The sequence below is a fragment of the Pseudomonas sp. S3E12 genome (assembly GCF_001702295.1).
GTDB lineage: Bacteria > Pseudomonadota > Gammaproteobacteria > Pseudomonadales > Pseudomonadaceae > Aquipseudomonas > Aquipseudomonas marginalis.
On record NZ_MBDT01000005.1, the window covers coordinates 744,054 to 761,584 of the forward strand.

Genomic DNA, 17,531 nt, shown 5'->3' on the forward strand with positions numbered 1-17,531 from the left:
AAATGGCAGCACTCCAGCCAGGACCCAAGACTCAAGCCGAAGCGCTTATGGCTCTTCGGCCTTGAGTTCCTGTTCAATCTTTTGGATTTCCTGGGCAAATGCCTGGTCGAGCAGGCTGGCTCGCTTGCGCCATGGTTTGCGTTCCGGTTCAGGCTGGGCGGCGTAGGTGGTGACTTCCCCGCCGTAAACGTCCTTGTAACGTTGCTCCTGGCGCTCAAGTTCCGCGCGCAGTTCATCTTTCGTCACATTGTTACCTAATTGAGTTGAGTGTAAATACGTAGCAGCGTTAATGCCTGAATGCCGCCTCGGGTTGTTCCAAATTGAACCCATGAAGTGTTCAAGTTTGAAATGGAAACGAGAGGCCACTGTTGTGGCAGTCATTGCAGGCAGGTAGTTGCGACCGTTCATGCACGGCCTGTGCATGATCTGGCGAGCTCCGGCCCCGATATCAAACCGGGCTGACCTCCGCACAGGGTGCATTATAGCGGCGCATTTGAATAACACTATCGGCATAAAGTTAAAAAGCGTCAACTTTATGTGAGTGTTTTGTTACGCGGACGCGTCGGTATTTGCTGAAAAACTGGCGTCATAAATACAACAAGGGATACCGTTATTAAATGACCGGCTTAACATTATCGGATGGCGAGATTGGGACATCTGCCAGGTGCGGTGCTGAATTGCGATAATCGCATGATTGTCCGATAATCGCCCAATGTTACGGGGCGTGCCTTGTGCGCTACGGCCGGCCCGGCTTGTAATAGCAGCCCAATCCCCTGCGGTTGACAATAAGAGAAAGGAACCTGGCATGAACGATCAATTGCGCAACTCTTTCGCGTCAGTGGCGCCGCCGATCGTTGCTTCGCCGGCCAAGCGTATCCAGGCGTTTACCGGTGATCCGGATTTCATGACCTCCCTGGCTCGCGGCCTGGCCGTGGTGCAGGCGTTCCAGGAGCGCAAGCGCCACCTGACCATCGCCCAGATCAGTCACCGCACCGAAATCCCCCGCGCCGCCGTACGCCGCTGCCTGCATACCCTGATCAAGCTCGGCTACGCCACCACCGATGGGCGCACCTATTCATTGCTGCCCAAAGTCCTGACCCTGGGGCATGCCTACCTGTCCTCCACGCCATTGGCGGTATCGGCCCAGCCTTACCTGGACCGCATGAGCGAGCAACTGCACGAAGCCTGCAACATGGCCACCCTCGAAGGCGACGACATCCTCTACATCGCCCGTTCGGCCACCACCCAGCGCCTGATTTCCGTGGACCTGTCGGTGGGCGGACGGTTGCCGGCCTATTGCACCTCCATGGGCCGCATCCTGCTCGCGGCATTGGATGACGCCTCGCTGCAGGACTACCTCGACCATGCCGACCTGCAAACCAAGACCAGCCGCACCCTGACCACCCCCGAGGCCTTGTTCGAATGCCTGCAACAAGTGCGGCAGCAGGGCTGGTGCATTGTCGACCAGGAACTGGAACAGGGCCTGCGCTCCATCGCCGTGCCGGTGTATGACGCGTCCGGCCAGGTGCTGGCGGCGCTCAATGTCAGTACTCACGCTGGGCGGGTCAGCCGCAGCGAACTGGAGCAGCGTTTCCTGCCGAGCATGCTCAGTGCCAGCCGTGAGTTGAGTGCGCAGCTGTTTGCCTAAGGTGTTCGGTGACCGCACAGATCCCCGCTTGATCAATTGACGATGTTTCCCCCGGCTTATTACTGTGCGGCAGCGCTCTTGAGGGCGCCCCAATAATAATGACGGCCCCAGGCCGTTGGCCCGCCATCGGTGTGGAATAAGAATAATGAATCAACCTTCTGTCGGCACGACCCTGGACGTCCAGTCCTTCATCAACACCCAGCCACTGTCCCGTTACCAGTGGCGCGTGGTGATCCTGTGTTTCCTCATCGTTTTCCTCGATGGCCTCGACACCGCCGCCATGGGCTTTATCGCGCCCGCGCTGTCCCAGGACTGGGGCATTGACCGCGCCAGTCTTGGCCCGGTGATGAGCGCTGCGTTGATCGGCATGGTGTTCGGCGCCCTGGGTTCCGGACCGCTGGCTGACCGTTTCGGGCGCAAGGTTGTGCTGGTGGGCGCGGTGCTGGTGTTTGGCGCCTTCAGCCTGGCCTCGGCCTACAGCAGCAACGTGGATCAATTGCTGGTGCTGCGTTTTCTCACCGGGCTGGGCCTGGGTGCCGGCATGCCGAACGCGACGACCTTGCTCTCCGAATACACCCCTGAGCGCCACAAGTCGCTATTAGTGACCAGCATGTTCTGTGGTTTCAACCTGGGCATGGCCGGTGGCGGGTTTATCTCGGCCAAGCTGATCCCGGCGTTCGGCTGGCACGCCTTGTTGATGATCGGCGGCATCCTGCCGTTGATCCTGGTGGTGGTGCTGATGCTGTGGCTGCCGGAGTCGGCGCGTTTCCTGGTGGTGCGCAACCGAGGCACCGACAAGGTGCGCAAAACGCTGTCGCCCATCGAACCCTCTATTGTTGCCCAGGCCACCGCCTTCAGCGTGCCCGAACAAAAAACCGTCAAGGCGCGCAATGTGTTCGCGGTGATTTTCTCGGGCACCTACAGCGCCGGCACCTTGTTGCTGTGGCTGACTTACTTCATGGGCCTGGTGATCGTGTACCTGCTGACCAGCTGGCTGCCGACCCTGATGCGCGACAGTGGCGCCAGCATGGAGCAGGCTGCGTTTATCGGCGCGTTGTTCCAGTTTGGTGGCGTATTGAGCGCCGTCGGCGTGGGATGGGCGATGGACCGGTTCAATCCCCACAAGGTCATCGGCACCTTCTACCTGCTGGCCGGGGTGTTTGCCTACGCGGTGGGGCAGAGCCTGGGCAATATCACCCTATTGGCCACCTTGGTGCTGGTCGCCGGGATGTGCGTCAACGGTGCGCAATCGGCGATGCCATCCCTGGCCGCACGCTTCTACCCGACCCAAGGCCGTGCCACCGGCGTGTCGTGGATGCTCGGCATCGGCCGTTTCGGCGCGATCCTCGGCGCATGGATGGGCGCCACCTTGCTCGGCCTGGGCTGGAACTTCGAGCAGGTGCTCACCGCCTTGGTGATTCCGGCCGCTTTGGCCACGGCAGCCGTGGTGATCAAAGGCATGGTCAGCCATGCGGATGCGACCTGAGATCAATCGATAGCCTGCCAACAATCCGTTCGATAATCGAACGCTGAGTCGATTATCGGATTGTTTGGCCGATTTCCCCGGCTTAATCTTCAAGCACTTCGGCGCCACCTCAGCGCCTTTTCGATCCACACCGGGAGCCCAACCCCATGGCTGAAATTCTTGCGCTGCGCGACGCGGTGAAGCAATTCGTGAACGACGGCGACACTGTCGCACTGGAAGGCTTCACCCATCTGATCCCAACGGCAGCGGGTCATGAAATCATTCGTCAGGGCAAGAAAGACCTGACGCTGGTGCGTATGACGCCTGACCTGATCTACGACCAGTTGATCGGGGCCGGGTGTGCGCGCAAGTTGATTTTTTCCTGGGGCGGAAACCCGGGTGTAGGTTCCCTGCATCGCCTGCGTGACGCGGTCGAGAAGCAATGGCCGCAACCGTTGGAAATCGAAGAACACAGCCACGCCGACCTGGCCAATGCCTACGTCGCCGGCGCATCGGGCCTGCCGTTCGCGGTGCTGCGCGCCTACGCGGGTTCCGACTTGCCCAAGGTCAACCCGCTGATCAAGAGCGTGACGTGCCCGTTTACCGGTGAAGTGCTGGCAGCGGTACCGTCGGTGCGTCCGGACGTCACCGTGATCCACGCGCAAAAGGCTGATCGCAAGGGCAACGTGTTGCTCTGGGGCATTCTTGGGGTGCAGAAGGAAGCGGCTCTGGCGGCCAAGCGCTGCATCGTCACCGTGGAAGAAATCGTCGATGACCTGAACGCGCCGATGAACAGCTGCGTGCTGCCGACCTGGGCCCTGACTGCGGTGTGCCATGTACCCGGTGGTGCACATCCGTCCTACGCCCACGGCTACAACGAGCGTGACAACCGCTTCTACCAGGCGTGGGACCCAATCGCTCGCGACCGTGGGACCTTTACCGCCTGGATGGATGAATACATCCACGGCACTGCAGACTTCAGTGAATTCCAGGCCAAGCTGACCACGCAGCAGGAGGCCAAGTAATGGCTTACTCGACCAATGAAATGATGACCGTCGCCGCCGCGCGTCGCCTCAAGAACGGCTCCGTATGCTTTGTGGGCATCGGCCTGCCGTCCAAGGCCGCCAACCTGGCACGCCTGACTTCGTCGCCGGATGTGGTGCTGATCTACGAGTCCGGGCCGATTGGCGCCAAGCCCAGCGTATTGCCACTGTCGATCGGTGATGGCGAGCTGGCGGAAACCGCCGACACCGTGGTGCCGACCGGCGAGATTTTTCGCTACTGGCTGCAGGGTGGGCGTATCGATGTGGGCTTCCTCGGTGCCGCGCAAGTTGACCGCTTCGGCAACATCAACACCACCGTGGTCGGTGATTATCACCAACCCAAGGTGCGCCTGCCGGGCGCCGGTGGCGCGCCGGAAATCGCCGGTTCGGCCAAGAGCGTATTGATCATCCTCAAGCAGTCGTCCCGTTCGTTTGTCGACAAGCTGGACTTCATCACTTCGGTCGGCCACGGCGAAGGTGGGGATTCGCGCAAACGCCTGGGTTTGCCGGGTGCCGGTCCTGTCGGAATCATTACCGACCTGTGCATCATGGAGCCGGAAGAGGGCACCCATGAGTTCGTGGTCACCGCCCTCCATCCGGGCGTGACCCGCGAGCAAGTCGTGGCCGCCACCGGTTGGGCGATTCGATTTGCCGAGCAGGTCAGCACCACCGCCGAACCGACCGAGGTGGAACTGACCGCCCTGCGTGACCTCGAAGCACGCACGGCCGCCGCCCATGGCCAAGCCCCGGGAGAAGCCTGATGCGCGAGGTCTTTATCTGCGATGCGATTCGCACCCCCATCGGCCGCTTTGGCGGTGGCCTGTCCAGTGTGCGCGCCGATGACCTGGCGGCCGTGCCGATCAAGGCACTGATCGAGCGCAACCCCTCGGTAGACTGGACGGCCGTCGACGAGGTGTTCCTCGGCTGCGCCAACCAGGCCGGTGAAGACAACCGCAACGTCGCCCGCATGGCGTTGCTGCTGGCCGGCCTGCCGGAAAGTATTCCCGGCGTCACCCTCAACCGTTTGTGCGCCTCGGGCATGGATGCGATCGGCACCGCGTTTCGCGCCATCGCCAGCGGCGAAATGGAGCTGGCGATTGCCGGTGGCGTCGAGTCGATGTCCCGTGCGCCGTTCGTGATGGGCAAGGCGGATGCGGCGTTTTCGCGCAACATGAAGCTGGAAGACACCACCATCGGCTGGCGTTTTATCAACCCGTTGATGAAGGCCCAGTACGGCGTGGACGCCATGCCGCAGACCGCCGATAACGTCGCCGACGACTACCAGGTCTCCCGCGCCGACCAGGACGCCTTTGCCCTGCGCAGCCAGCAACGCACCGCCGCCGCCCAGGCTGCCGGGTTCTTCGCTGAAGAAATCGTACCGGTACGGGTCGCCCAGAAAAAAGGCGAAACCGTGGTGGAGCACGATGAGCACCCCAGGGACACCACCCTTGAAGCCCTGGCCAAACTCAAACCGGTCAACGGCCCGGACAAGACCGTCACTGCGGGCAATGCCTCGGGGGTGAACGACGGTGCGGCCGCGCTGATCCTGGCGTCTGCCGAAGCGGTGAAAAAACACGGCCTGACTGCCCGCGCCCGCGTGCTGGGCATGGCCAGTGCCGGTGTTGCGCCACGGGTGATGGGCATCGGCCCGGTGCCGGCGGTGCGCAAGCTGGTGGAACGCCTGGGCCTGGCCGTGACTGACTTCGATGTGATCGAACTCAACGAAGCCTTCGCCAGCCAAGGCCTGGCGGTGCTGCGTGAACTGGGCATCGCCGACGATGCACCCCAGGTCAACCCGAACGGTGGCGCCATCGCACTGGGCCACCCCTTGGGCATGAGCGGTGCACGGCTGGTATTGACGGCCCTGCATCAGTTGGAAAAAACCGGCGGCCGTAAAGGCCTGGCGACCATGTGCGTGGGCGTCGGCCAAGGCCTGGCCCTGGCGATCGAACGCATCTAATAAGAGAGGACAGCTCCATGAGTGACAAGCCCGGTTACCGGCGCCCGCAAGCGGGCACTCAGCCTGATTACCTGCACCCGGCCTACCAGTCGACGAACCTGCGTTCGCCGTCCCAGCCGTTGGTGTTCCTGCCCCATTCCTTGTCGGAAATCACCGGCCCGACCATCGGTGCCGAGCGAGTCAGCGAGAAGGACAACGACCTCACCGCCCAACACGACGGCGAGCCGTTGGGCGAACGCATCATCATTCATGGCCGCGTGCTGGATGAAAACGGCCTGCCGGTGCCGGGCATCCTCGTGGAGATCTGGCAGGCCAACGCCGCCGGTCGCTACAACCACAAGCGTGACCTCCACGATGCGCCGCTGGACCCGAACTTCACCGGCACCGGGCGCACCGTCACCGACGCCGATGGCTGGTACCAGTTCCAGACCATCAAGCCTGGGGCCTACCCATGGGGCAACCACCACAACGCGTGGCGCCCGGCGCATATCCATTTTTCGCTGTTCGGCCCGAGCGTACTGACACGCCTGGTGACGCAGATGTATTTCCCTGGCGACCCGCTGCTGGAATACGACCCGATCTACAACTGTGTGCCGGATACCAGCGCCAAGGAACGCCTGATCGCCCGTTTCGACCTGGAAAAGACCATCCCTTCCTATGCCCTCGGCTACCGCTGGGACATCGTCCTGCGCGGCCGCGACGCCACGCCGATGGAGAAATGAGATGACACTCAACGCGACCACGTCCCACACCGTCGGGCCGTACTACCACATCGGCCTGACCTGGCTGAACCGCGAGGATTTGACCGTCGCCGCCACCCTCGGCGAGCGCGTGGCGATCAGCGGGCAAGTGGTGGACGGCAACGGTGATGTTGTCAACGACGCCATGCTCGAAGTCTGGCAGGCCAATGCCGCCGGCAAGTACGACCACCCTGAAGATGAGCAGGACAAGGCGCTGGACCCGAACTTCGAAGGCTTTGGCCGGGTGCCGGTGGATGCCGAAGGGCGCTTCCGCTTTACCACGATCAAGCCGGGCAGCGTGCCGGGCCTGCAAGGCACGACCCAGGCGCCGCACCTGGTGGTGCTGGTGTTTGCCCGTGGGCTGGTGAAACACCTGCTGACGCGGATTTATTTCGAGGGCGAGGCGTTGAACGGGGACGACCCGTTGCTGGCCTGTGTGCCTGCCGAGCGGCGCGGCACCTTGATTGCCAAGCCGGACGCGGCGGGTGTGCATCAGTGGAATGTGATTTTGCAGGGCACAGATAAGGAAACGGTGTTCTTCGATTATTGAGTCGCTTGTCAGGGCCCCATCGGGGGCAAGCCCCCTCCCACATTTTTTTGATGTGGGAGGGGGCCGGTTCAGGCACCGCCTACTCAAAAGTCTGCTTGCGGAACATGGTTGTTGCAAAGTATGTCTAGGCTATAACCGTTCCCACTGAGTGAAAAACCATGACAACAACCACCAGTCACTACACCGGAGAAGAGCGCAGCAAACGGATCTTTGCGATTGTCGGTGCCTCCTCCGGCAACCTGGTCGAATGGTTCGACTTCTACGTCTATGCCTTCTGCGCCATCTACTTCGCCCCGGCGTTTTTCCCGTCGGATGACCCCACGGTCCAACTGCTCAACACCGCTGGCGTGTTCGCCGCCGGCTTCCTGATGCGCCCCATCGGCGGCTGGCTGTTCGGCCGGGTCGCCGATAAGCACGGGCGCAAGAATTCGATGATGATCTCGGTGCTGATGATGTGCGCCGGTTCCCTGGTCATCGCCTTTTTGCCCACCTACAAAGACATCGGCGCCTGGGCCCCGGCCCTGCTGCTGGTGGCGCGGCTGTTCCAGGGCCTGTCGGTGGGGGGCGAATATGGCACCACTGCGACCTACATGAGTGAAGTCGCGCTCAAGGGCCAGCGTGGGTTTTTCGCCTCGTTCCAGTACGTGACCCTGATCGGTGGCCAACTGTTGGCGGTGCTGGTGGTGGTGATCCTGCAACAGATCCTCACTGAGGAAGAACTGCGGGCCTGGGGCTGGCGGATTCCGTTCGTGATCGGTGCGATTGCGGCGGTGATTTCCCTGCTGCTGCGTCGCACCCTCAAGGAAACCACCAGCAAGGAAACCCGCGAGGACAAGGACGCCGGCAGTATCGCCGCGCTGTTCCGTGACCATAAGGCGGCATTCATCACCGTGCTCGGCTACACCGCAGGCGGTTCGCTGATTTTCTACACCTTTACCACCTACATGCAGAAGTACCTGGTGAACACCGCCGGGATGCACGCCAAGACCGCCAGCTACATCATGACCGGCGCGCTGTTCCTGTACATGTGCATGCAGCCGCTGTTCGGCATGCTGGCCGACAAGATCGGCCGGCGTAACTCGATGCTGTGGTTCGGCGCGTTGGGCACACTGTGCACGGTGCCGATCCTGCTCAGCTTGAAAACCGTCAGCAGTCCGTTCCTGGCGTTTGTGCTGATCACCCTGGCCTTGGCGATTGTCAGCTTCTACACCTCGATCAGCGGCCTGGTGAAGGCGGAAATGTTCCCGCCACAAGTGCGCGCCCTGGGCGTGGGCCTGGCCTATGCGGTGGCCAACGCGATCTTTGGCGGTTCGGCGGAATACGTGGCCCTGGGCCTCAAATCCATGGGTATGGAAAACACCTTCTATTGGTATGTCACCGGCATGATGGCGGTGGCCTTCCTGTTCAGCTTGCGCCTGCCGAAACAGGCGGCGTACCTGCATCACGATTTGTAAGGGATGAGTTATGACACTGCGCACGAGCAATCAACTGTTCGACGCTTACTTCACCGCTGACAGCATGGCCGAGGTGTTCTGCGACCAGGGACGCTTGCAGGGCATGCTCGATTTCGAAGCCGCGCTCGCCCGGGCGCAGGCCCGGGTCGGGTTGATCCCCCAGGCCGCCGTGGCGCCGATTGCCCAGGCGTGCCTGGCGTCGCTGTACGACGTGGATGCCCTCGGCGTGGCGATTGCCACGGCGGGGAATTCGGCGATTCCGCTGGTGAAGGCGCTGGGCAAGTTGATTGCCAGCGGGGATGCCGGGGCCGAACGTTATGTGCACCTGGGCGCGACCAGCCAGGACGTGATGGACACCGGGCTGGTGCTGCAACTGCGCCGGGCCCTGGGGTTGATCGAAAGGGACCTGGCGCGTCTGGGCGACGTGCTGGCCGCCCAGGCCCAGCGTTATGCGACGACGCCGTTGGCCGGGCGTACCTGGTTACAGCACGCGACGCCGGTCACCCTGGGGATGAAGATTGCCGGTTGGCTGGGCGCGGTGACGCGCAGTCGCCAACGTTTGAAAGAACTGCAACCGCGTTTGCTGGTGCTGCAATTCGGCGGCGCGTCCGGGACGTTGGCGGCACTCGGTGAACACGCCATGCCGGTGGCCGAGGCGCTGGCGGCGGAGTTGCAACTGAGCTTGCCTGAACAACCCTGGCACACCCAACGGGATCGTCTGGTGGAGTTCGCCTGCGTCCTGGGCCTGATCGCCGGCAGCCTCGGCAAACTGGGCCGCGATATCAGCCTGCTGATGCAAACCGAAGCGGCCGAAGTGTTCGAGCCGTCGGCGCCCGGCAAGGGCGGTTCGTCGACCATGCCGCACAAACGCAACCCGGTGGGCGCCGCTGTGCTGATCAGCACCGCCACGCGCGTGCCCGGCCTGGTGGCGACGATGTTCAGCGCCATGCCCCAGGAACATGAACGCAGCCTGGGCCTGTGGCACGCCGAATGGGAAACCTTGCCGGAGATTTGCCGCCTGGTGTCCGGGGCCTTGAAACAAGCGCTGCTGGTGAGCGAAGGGTTGGAAGTCGACCCCGGACGCATGGCCCACAACCTCGACCTGACCCAAGGCCTGGTGCTGGCCGAAGCCGTCAGCATCGTGCTGGCTCAACGCCTGGGCCGGGAAACCGCGCACCACCTGCTGGAGCAATGCTGCAAACGCGCCGTCGCAGAAGGGCGCCACTTGCGCGCGGTGCTGGCGGACGAACCGCAGGTCACCGCCGAGTTGTCCGCCCCTGAGTTGGACCGCCTGCTCGACCCGGCCCACTACCTGGGCCAGGCGCCCACCTGGGTCACTCGCGCTGTCACCGAACACTTTGCATTGAACGCCTAAGGAGAACGCTGTGGCTTTCGTACAACTCGCCGAGGGCGAACTGCATTACCAACTCGATGGCCCCGTGGACGCACCGGTGCTGGTGCTGTCCAACTCGCTGGGTACCGACCTGCATATGTGGGACATCCAGATCCCGGCGTTGACCGAGCATTTCCGGGTGTTGCGTTTCGACACCCGTGGCCACGGCAAATCCCTGGTGACCGAGGGACCGTACAGCATCCAGCAGTTGGGCCACGACGTGATCGCACTGCTGGATGCGCTGGATATTCAGCGTGCGCATTTTTGCGGGCTGTCCATGGGCGGCTTGATCGGTCAATGGCTGGGGATTAATGCCGGTGAGCGCCTGCAGCGCCTGGTGGTGTGCAACACCGCCGCCAAAATCGGCACGCCGGAGATCTGGAACCCACGGATCGAGATGGTCCAGCGGGATGGCGCGGCGGCCATGGTGGCCTTGCGCGATGCGTCGATTGCGCGCTGGTTCACCGCCGATTTTGCGGCAGCCAACCCGCACCAGGCCAAGCAGATCACCGACATGCTTGCCGCGACTTCGCCCCCAGGTTACGCGGCCAACTGCGCCGCCGTGCGTGATGCGGATTTCCGTGAGCAGTTGCCGAAGATTAAGGCTCGCACCCTGGTGATTGCCGGCACTGAAGACGCCGTCACGCCACCGGCCGGTGGTCACTTTATCCAGCACCATGTGCAGGGCGCCGAGTACGCCGAGTTCTACGCCGCGCACCTGTCCAACGTACAGGCTGGCGCTGCATTCAGTGACCGGGTTATCAAATTCCTGCTGGCCCGCTGAGGCCGCTGTTGTGGCAACTGGCTCGTTGTGGCAAGTGGGCTTCCTGTGGCGAGCGCGCTTCTTGTGGTGAGCGGGCTTGCCCCGCGCTGGGCTGCGAAGCAGCCCCAATACGGACGCCGAATTATTTCAGACAGACCGTGGCGCCTGATTTGGGGCCGCTTCGCGCCCCAGCGCGGGGCAAGCCCGCTCACCACAGGAGCCCGCTCGCCACAGGTCATCGAGTTGAAGTTTTATTGAACCAGGAGTTTTTTGTGGACGAGAAACAACGTTATGCCGACGGCCTGCAGGTGCGCCGCGAAGTGCTGGGCGATGCCCATGTCGACCGCAGCCTCAATGCCTTGACCGAGTTCAACAGCGAGTTCCAGGACATGATCACCCGCCACGCCTGGGGTGACATCTGGACCCGCCCCGGGCTGCCTCGCCACACCCGCAGCCTGATCACCATTGCCATGCTGATCGGCATGAACCGCAGCGAAGAACTCAAGCTGCACCTGCGCGCCGCCGCCAGCAACGGCGTAACCCGTGCCGAGATCAAGGAAGTGCTGATGCAGAGTGCGATCTATTGCGGGATCCCGGCGGCGAATGCCACGTTTCACCTGGCGGAGTCTGTATGGGATGAGCTGGGTGTCGAGTCGCGTGAGTGATCAGTGGGAGTCGGCGTCCCACACCCAATTCCACACGCCCGGCAGATGCACTGCTTCATTCACGTTTTTGACCGTACGCGCCAATGCCGCGCGTTGCAGGGCGGCCGTATCGGTGTAGAACGGTTCGGCTGCGGTCTTCATGCCATTGACTCGTGCGCTGTCCAGCAGGATCTGCAGGTATTCCTGCATATGCCGCGCGGTATAGCGGTTGATATCGTGGAAGGTCACCACCACCGGTATCACGCCGTCCACCGTCGGTAACTCCCCCAATGCGATGCGCTCGCGCACCACGGACAGTTGTCGATACAGGTTGGCGCGGCGCCTTGGGCTGCCATTGAAGCCCCAGATCTTGCCGTCATTGGCGCTCAGGTCAGTCAGCAGGACCTGCATGCCGTGGCGCTGGTAGGCGGCGAAGGTGCGTCGGTCGTAGTTCCAGAACGGCGGGCGGACCAGCACGGGCGGCGCGCCGGTGATCGAGGCGATATCCGCCGCACCTTGGGTGAGGGTGCGTTCCAGCTCGGCATCATTCAGCCAGCGGTGGTTGGTATGAAAGGTCGTGGCAGTGTGAAAAGCCAGCACATGCCCGCCGGCGTATTCACGCGCCATCGTCTTGCGACCCCGCGAGCTGCCGCCGGAACGCGACGATTCGGTCTGTAGGAAGAACACCGCCTTGATCCCCGGCAGCACCGGGTTGTGCGCCAGGTCGGCGAGCACTGAACGGCTGGGGTTGTTGTAGCCCGAGGCGCTGGGGCCGTCATCGAAGGTCAGCAAAAAACGGATCGGCGCCTGGGCTTGCAGGCGTTGCTCGGTCTGCGCGGTCAGGGCGATGGGCGCGCCGATACAGCCGCTGAGGCTCAAGGCCAGGGCAAGCACGGCGGATGCGATGGCAAAGGATTTCATGGTGTGCGCAGGCTCGGATAAGAGGCCGCTGCTGGGCGGATCAGCAGCGGCAGGCGCGCACGATACAGTAAGTGCCGCGCCGGATTACAGCAGACTTATCGGGTAACTGACGATCAACCGGTTTTCATCGAACTCGTTGTTGCTGTAGTCGCGGCGCATGCTCGAATTGCGCCAGCGCACCGTGAGGTTCTTCACCACGCCGCTTTGCACGGTATAACCCAATTCGCTTTCGCGACCCCATTCCTTGCCATCGGTGATGGTGCCGGTGTGCACGTTGCTGCCGCTGATATAGCGGTTCATCAGGGTCAGGCCCGGTACGCCGAGGGCGGCGAAGTTGTAGTCGTGGCGCACTTGCCAGGATTTTTCCTCGGCGTTGTCGTAACTCGAGTTGTAGCTGTCGTTGGCCAGGGTGCCGCCGCTGGTGCCGTTGACGCGCATCCACGCGCTGTTGCCGGTGAGTTTTTGCAGGCCGACGTAAAAGGTGTTGCCGCCATACTTGGCCGAGAACAGACCGGACCAGGTTTTGTTGTCCAGGTCGCCGGCGCGGGCGCTGCCGTCGTCCTTGCCATAGAAGAACCCGAGGTTGGCGCCCAGGGTCCAGTCGCCCAGGGGCTGGCTGTGGATCAGGTTGACGAACTGCTGGCTGTAGATGTCCTTGAGCTGGGCGTTCCACAGTCCGATCTGGGTGCGTTTGTCATTGAAGGCGTACTCGCCGCCCTGGAAGTTGAAGCGGTCCGAGGTGAACGCGGTTTTGCCGACCATCGACATGTCCGACATGCTGCTGTCGTCGCGCGGGCTGTTGGCGCGGAACTGGCCGCCGTACAGGGTCAGGCCATCGATTTCCTTCGAGGTGATCTGCCCGCCGCGCAGGGTTTGTGGCAGGGAGCGGCCATCGTCGGCACGCAGGATCGGCAGCACCGGCATCCATTCGCCGACCTTCACTTCGGTCTTGGAAATACGCGCCTTGAACGCCACACCGAGACGCCCGAACTCATCCGCAGGGCGGCCATCATGGTCCAGCGGCAACAACTGGGTGCCGCCGGTACCGCGCCCGCCATCGAGCTTCAACGAGTACAGCCCCAGCACATCCACACCGAAACCGACGGTGCCTTGGGTAAAGCCGGACTTGGCGTCGAGGATGAAACTCTGTGTCCACTCCTGCGCGCCACCCTGGGTTTTGGTGGGGTTGGTGAAATTGCGGTTGAAGAAGAAATTACGCAGGTTGAGGTTGGCGCTGGCGTCCTCCAGAAAACCGTGTTCTTCGGCGACGACGGGCAGGGCAAGACTGGCGATAGCGGTGGCCAGCAGGAGCCGGCGCGGGTGAAAAGTGCTCATGGTGGTGGACCTGTTGTTATTGGGTTTATGCAGGTGGCGGCCATGGTGCGGGGCGGTGCAGGGGCGGTTCAATCGGGGCAGGGCGGGTTGTGGGCGATGATCGAACGCAAGTTGCCGGGCGCTGAGGCCCGGCATTGGCGGGTTATCGTTTGGGCAGGTCGAAGTGGGTCCAGGGCACCGCCGGCAAATAATGCTGGGCGGCAATGATCAGCACCACCATCACCACCAGGAACACCCCTTGCAGAGGGCTCCAGAAGGCCCAGTGCAGGCCGTTCAGCCAGGGGTAGCCTTCGGCGAACTTCTGGCTCATATGACCGATGCGTTTTTTGTGCAGCAGGTTGATCAGCAGCGCACCGGCATAGGTCACCGCACCCAGTACACCGAGCATCAAGCCGCAGGCCACCAGCATGATCGCCTGCGGTACGCCGTGGCGAATCACCAGCCAGTAGTCGTTGGGGTTGATTCGCTTGGGGATCAGGTACTGGCTCAGCCACACATCCAGCACCCGATAGGTTGAACTCATCCCGGCCCACACTTGGGTGACGCGAAAGCCAACCGCCGCCGGCACGAACGCCATCAGCATGAAAATGACCAGCGACATCCCGTCCATTCTGTCTGGCTTATCGTGGGCGATGCTCAGGCCAAGCCCCAAAGCGAAGACGGCCCATAGCCGGATAAACACCTGGGTGTAGATCGGCCGGGGCACGAATTTGCGCCAAAAGAACAGGTCTGTTTGAGGCAGGCGCTCGACCAGTTGCGGATAGCGCCAGGTCAGTGTTTGCGCCAGGTGCTGGCAGGCGTTCCACTCGTTCTCGCCAAACCCATCGGTCAGGCGTTTGTGTTGCGTGGCGGACATCGGCGTCAGCAGCAGGCGCGCGGCCAGGGCATCGGCTGATGTGCGCCGCGTGTCCTGGGCCTTGTCCTGCAGGTTGGCGTAGAAACTTTCCTGCTCGCAACGGGACACCAGTTCGCGCCACATCCACGCCGGTTCCGGGTACACGCCTTTCTGGTCGTCCCAGCCGAAGGCCTGGCACACCCGCTCGAACAGCGGCACGCTCCACTGGGTGTCATGCAGCAGGTGCAGGACGATGCGCTGCCACTGCTGTTGCAGGTCAAACACCCGCAGCCAGGGCTGGTTGTTGTATTGAGTGAGCTGGGTGATGAACTCGCGCTCGGCCTTTTGCTCCAGCAGTTCCTGCAGGGTGCGGCGGTAGTCTTGCAGCAGTTCGCCGGTCAGTGCTTCGTATTGCCAGGACGTCATCGCCACCTGCTGCCAGGGGGTCAGCCATTCCAGGTGTTGCGCGGCCCAAGCGGCGATGGCGCTGCGTTCGCCCGGTGCTTCGAAACAATGGCGCAACAGGCCGGCCTGGAACGCTTCGGTGCAACCCTGTTGCCGAGCCTGGGCCCAGCGTTCATCGAGGTTACCCGCGTTGAGGCCGTCGAGCAGGGCCTGGGCCGGGTCCGGTGTGGGGGCGTCGAAGGGCGCAGGGCTGACGGGGCTGATGTCCAGCAGTTCGGCCAGGTCATTCAGGTTGGCGTAGACCGCTTCGGCCACGGGCGCCTGGACGGGTTCTTCCTCTTCGTTATCCGCTCGCCAGCGTGCTTCATTCAGCGCGTGTTCATAGGCCTCGCGCAGGTGCTGGAAGCCTTGGGCGTCGTCGTCCGGGCGGCAGCTTTTCAGCAGCCGTGCATAGCTGCGCTTGATGCTGCGCTCGTCGGCGTCATCCGGCAGTTGCAGTACGGTCCAGCAATCCATCGGTGTGCCCTCAGCGCCAGAACCCGTTGTCGAGTTGCTCAAGTTGACGGCTCAGTTCGCTGCGCGCTTCGCGGATGCGGCGTTCGTCCTGGGTGTCGAGTACCTGCTGGAACTGCGCCGCCCAATGGCCGAGCTGTTCGCGCAGCTCGCCGAGGTTTTCCTGGTAGAGCCGTTCGAGGCGGGCGACGAGCACGGTATTGACCTGCTGGTCGCGGGGGTGGACCTTCAATTGCGCCAGGGCTTGCAGGCGTTGCTGGATCTCCTGCGGGTTGAGCACGCCGGGGTTATTCTCGATCACCAGTGAATGCTGCTCGCCGGTCAGCGGGATATTCACCTGAGCTTCCAGCAGGCCGTTGTTGTCGTAGGTGAAACGCACGTCCAGGGAGACTTCACCGGCCTTGCGCTTGGGCACGGGAATATCCAGTTGGCCCAGCTCGATGTTGTCTTTGACCAGGCGGCTTTCGCCCTGGTAGATCTTCAGCAGTACGTGGCTCTGGTCATCGTGCAGGGTGACCACGCTTTTGACCCGGCTGACCGGCACGCTGCTGTTGCGTTCGATCAACGGCAGGTAATGGCCGCTTTCGATATGGCCGCCGTACTGGTTGGAGGTTTCGATGCCCAGGGTGTAGGGGCAGACATCGGTCAGCACCACTTCTTCGAGGGCCGCGGAACGGGCCTTGAGGGCGGCCTGGATCGCCGCACCATGGGCGACCACCTGGTCGGGGTCGAGGCTGATGGACGGAAAGCGCCCGAACAGGCCTGCGGCAAGCTTACGTACCAGCGGCATGCGCGTGGTGCCGCCCACCAGCAGGATTTCATCCAGGTCGCCGACCCGAATTCGCGCATCGCGCAGGGCGCGTTCGATCGGCGTGCGCAGGCGTTCCAGCAGCGGCGTGTAGAGCTTGGCCAGTTCCTGTTGGGTGATGGTTTTTGTCCATTGCTGGCCGTCGACGCGCAGGGCGAACTCGGCGCTGTCGTCCTGGCCCAGGGCTTTGCGTACGCGCTCGGCTTCGCGGCGCAGGGCTTGCAGCACCGTGCTGGTGGGCGGGAAACCCGTGGCGTTGCGTTGGCTGTCGACAAAGTGTTCGAGCAACAGGGTGTCGAAGTCTTCGCCACCGAGGAAGTTGTCGCCGGCGCTGGCGCGGACTTCCATCACGCCGTCGAACAGCTCGATGATCGACACGTCAAAGGTGCCGCCGCCAAGGTCGAAGACCAGGAACGAGGTTTCTTTATCCCGCTGGTGCAGGCCGTAGGCCAAGGCCGCGGCGGTCGGTTCGTTGATCAGTTTTTCAACGCTGAGCCCGGCCAGTTCACCGGCGATGCGCGTGGCCTTGCGTTGGCCATCGCTGAAGTAGGCGGGCACGCTGATCACTGCGTCGGTAACGGTTTGGCCGTAGGTGCGCTCGATGTCCTCCTTGAGGCTCTTGAGCACCAGCGCCGAGAGCTCTTCGGGGCGGAACGAACGGTCGCCCAGGCGCACCTCGGTGGCGCTGCCCATGTAGCGCTTGAACAGCGAGGTGGTCAGGTGCGGGTGGGTGTGCAGGCGCTCCTTGGCGGCCTGGCCCACCAGGACACGGCCTTGGTCATCCAGCCCGACCACGCTGGGGGTCAGTAACTGGCCCAGGGCATTGGGCACCATTTCGGCGGCATCGCCGCGCCAGACGGCTGCGAGACTGTTGGTGGTCCCCAGGTCGATTCCTACGATCATTACGACAAGCTCCCTCTGTGGTCTGTAAGAATCTGTGACAGATTTTACCCTGAAAGGTTGAGCGCAAAGCAAGGCGGGAGCGCTTTGTGGCTCGCCACAAAAACATTCCGTCCATCGCAAGGCCCCGATGACCGGGCATAAAAAAACCGCT

Annotated in this window: 16 protein-coding genes; 11 read left to right on the forward strand and 5 right to left on the reverse strand. The window is 62.7% G+C overall.

Annotated elements, in window-relative coordinates; all coding sequences use genetic code 11:
- Positions 1-45: 45 nt before the first annotated feature.
- Positions 46-246, reverse strand: a complete 201-nt coding sequence (locus tag BB029_RS08220; RefSeq protein WP_003172389.1) for a hypothetical protein — start codon at positions 244-246, stop codon at positions 46-48.
- A 559-nt stretch (positions 247-805) separates the two neighbouring features.
- Here BB029_RS08220 and pcaR point away from each other — a divergent pair.
- The 11 genes from pcaR to pcaC all read left to right on the forward strand — a co-directional run bounded on the left by pcaR (position 806) and on the right by pcaC (position 11,681).
- Entirely contained in the window at positions 806-1,648 is an 843-nt protein-coding gene (gene pcaR, locus BB029_RS08225) for a pca regulon transcriptional regulator PcaR (RefSeq protein WP_025855315.1), read from the forward strand.
- Between the two features lie 145 nt (positions 1,649-1,793).
- Positions 1,794-3,134, forward strand: coding sequence for an MFS transporter (locus BB029_RS08230; RefSeq protein WP_065938825.1), 1,341 nt, complete (start codon positions 1,794-1,796; stop codon positions 3,132-3,134).
- Positions 3,135-3,280: 146 nt separating this feature from the next.
- The gene (locus tag BB029_RS08235) at positions 3,281-4,138 is read left to right on the forward strand and encodes a CoA transferase subunit A (RefSeq protein WP_027604408.1); all 858 of its coding nucleotides are present in this window, start codon (positions 3,281-3,283) and stop codon (positions 4,136-4,138) included.
- Entirely contained in the window at positions 4,138-4,917 is a 780-nt protein-coding gene (locus tag BB029_RS08240) for a CoA-transferase subunit beta (RefSeq protein ID WP_027604407.1), read from the forward strand. Before BB029_RS08235 ends, BB029_RS08240 begins: the two co-directional genes overlap by 1 nt.
- On the forward strand, positions 4,914-6,116 hold the full coding sequence (pcaF, locus tag BB029_RS08245) for a 3-oxoadipyl-CoA thiolase (RefSeq protein ID WP_174556995.1): 1,203 nt from the start codon (positions 4,914-4,916) through the stop codon (positions 6,114-6,116). Before BB029_RS08240 ends, pcaF begins: the two co-directional genes overlap by 4 nt.
- 17 nt (positions 6,117-6,133) lie before the next feature.
- Positions 6,134-6,838: a protocatechuate 3,4-dioxygenase subunit beta gene (gene pcaH / locus BB029_RS08250; RefSeq protein WP_027604405.1), complete on the forward strand. Its 705-nt coding sequence runs from the start codon at positions 6,134-6,136 to the stop codon at positions 6,836-6,838.
- 1 nt (position 6,839) lies between these two features.
- Positions 6,840-7,406 carry a protocatechuate 3,4-dioxygenase subunit alpha gene (pcaG, locus tag BB029_RS08255; protein WP_027604404.1) on the forward strand — a complete coding sequence of 189 codons (567 nt, stop codon included), beginning with the start codon at positions 6,840-6,842 and terminating at the stop codon, positions 7,404-7,406.
- Between the two features lie 158 nt (positions 7,407-7,564).
- Positions 7,565-8,860, forward strand: coding sequence for an MFS family transporter (locus BB029_RS08260; protein WP_065938827.1), 1,296 nt, complete (start codon positions 7,565-7,567; stop codon positions 8,858-8,860).
- A gap of 10 nt (positions 8,861-8,870) precedes the next feature.
- The gene (locus BB029_RS08265) at positions 8,871-10,235 is read left to right on the forward strand and encodes a 3-carboxy-cis,cis-muconate cycloisomerase (protein ID WP_065938828.1); all 1,365 of its coding nucleotides are present in this window, start codon (positions 8,871-8,873) and stop codon (positions 10,233-10,235) included.
- 10 nt (positions 10,236-10,245) lie between these two features.
- Positions 10,246-11,037, forward strand: a complete 792-nt coding sequence (gene pcaD / locus BB029_RS08270; protein ID WP_065938829.1) for a 3-oxoadipate enol-lactonase — start codon at positions 10,246-10,248, stop codon at positions 11,035-11,037.
- A gap of 251 nt (positions 11,038-11,288) precedes the next feature.
- Positions 11,289-11,681, forward strand: a complete 393-nt coding sequence (gene pcaC / locus BB029_RS08275; RefSeq protein WP_027604400.1) for a 4-carboxymuconolactone decarboxylase — start codon at positions 11,289-11,291, stop codon at positions 11,679-11,681.
- Here the strand turns inward: pcaC and BB029_RS08280 are convergent, their stop codons facing one another.
- From BB029_RS08280 to BB029_RS08295, 4 genes are all read right to left on the reverse strand, one after another.
- Positions 11,682-12,581: a polysaccharide deacetylase family protein gene (locus BB029_RS08280; RefSeq protein ID WP_065938830.1), complete on the reverse strand. Its 900-nt coding sequence runs from the start codon at positions 12,579-12,581 to the stop codon at positions 11,682-11,684.
- Positions 12,582-12,665: 84 nt separating this feature from the next.
- The gene (locus BB029_RS08285; RefSeq protein WP_065938968.1) at positions 12,666-13,916 is read right to left on the reverse strand and encodes an OprD family porin; all 1,251 of its coding nucleotides are present in this window, start codon (positions 13,914-13,916) and stop codon (positions 12,666-12,668) included.
- A 142-nt stretch (positions 13,917-14,058) separates the two neighbouring features.
- Complete coding sequence (locus BB029_RS08290) at positions 14,059-15,672, reverse strand: J domain-containing protein (RefSeq protein ID WP_065938831.1); 1,614 nt, start codon at positions 15,670-15,672, stop codon at positions 14,059-14,061.
- 10 nt (positions 15,673-15,682) lie between these two features.
- Complete coding sequence (locus tag BB029_RS08295; RefSeq protein WP_065938832.1) at positions 15,683-17,380, reverse strand: molecular chaperone HscC; 1,698 nt, start codon at positions 17,378-17,380, stop codon at positions 15,683-15,685.
- Between the last annotated feature and the right edge of the window lie 151 nt (positions 17,381-17,531).

Excerpts from the sequence above, each read along its gene's own strand:
- BB029_RS08235 (WP_027604408.1), top strand. The coding sequence starts at position 3,281 with ATGGCTGAAATTCTTGCGCTGCGCGACGCGGTGAAGCAATTCGTGAAC.
- BB029_RS08285 (WP_065938968.1), bottom strand. The coding sequence starts at position 13,916 with ATGAGCACTTTTCACCCGCGCCGGCTCCTGCTGGCCACCGCTATCGCC.
- BB029_RS08240 (WP_027604407.1), top strand. The coding sequence starts at position 4,138 with ATGGCTTACTCGACCAATGAAATGATGACCGTCGCCGCCGCGCGTCGC.
- BB029_RS08295 (WP_065938832.1), bottom strand. The coding sequence starts at position 17,380 with ATGATCGTAGGAATCGACCTGGGGACCACCAACAGTCTCGCAGCCGTC.
- BB029_RS08290 (WP_065938831.1), bottom strand. The coding sequence starts at position 15,672 with ATGGATTGCTGGACCGTACTGCAACTGCCGGATGACGCCGACGAGCGC.
- BB029_RS08230 (WP_065938825.1), top strand. The coding sequence starts at position 1,794 with ATGAATCAACCTTCTGTCGGCACGACCCTGGACGTCCAGTCCTTCATC.
- pcaR (WP_025855315.1), top strand. The coding sequence starts at position 806 with ATGAACGATCAATTGCGCAACTCTTTCGCGTCAGTGGCGCCGCCGATC.
- BB029_RS08265 (WP_065938828.1), top strand. The coding sequence starts at position 8,871 with ATGACACTGCGCACGAGCAATCAACTGTTCGACGCTTACTTCACCGCT.
- BB029_RS08280 (WP_065938830.1), bottom strand. The coding sequence starts at position 12,581 with ATGAAATCCTTTGCCATCGCATCCGCCGTGCTTGCCCTGGCCTTGAGC.
- pcaH (WP_027604405.1), top strand. The coding sequence starts at position 6,134 with ATGAGTGACAAGCCCGGTTACCGGCGCCCGCAAGCGGGCACTCAGCCT.
- pcaG (WP_027604404.1), top strand. The coding sequence starts at position 6,840 with ATGACACTCAACGCGACCACGTCCCACACCGTCGGGCCGTACTACCAC.
- BB029_RS08260 (WP_065938827.1), top strand. The coding sequence starts at position 7,565 with ATGACAACAACCACCAGTCACTACACCGGAGAAGAGCGCAGCAAACGG.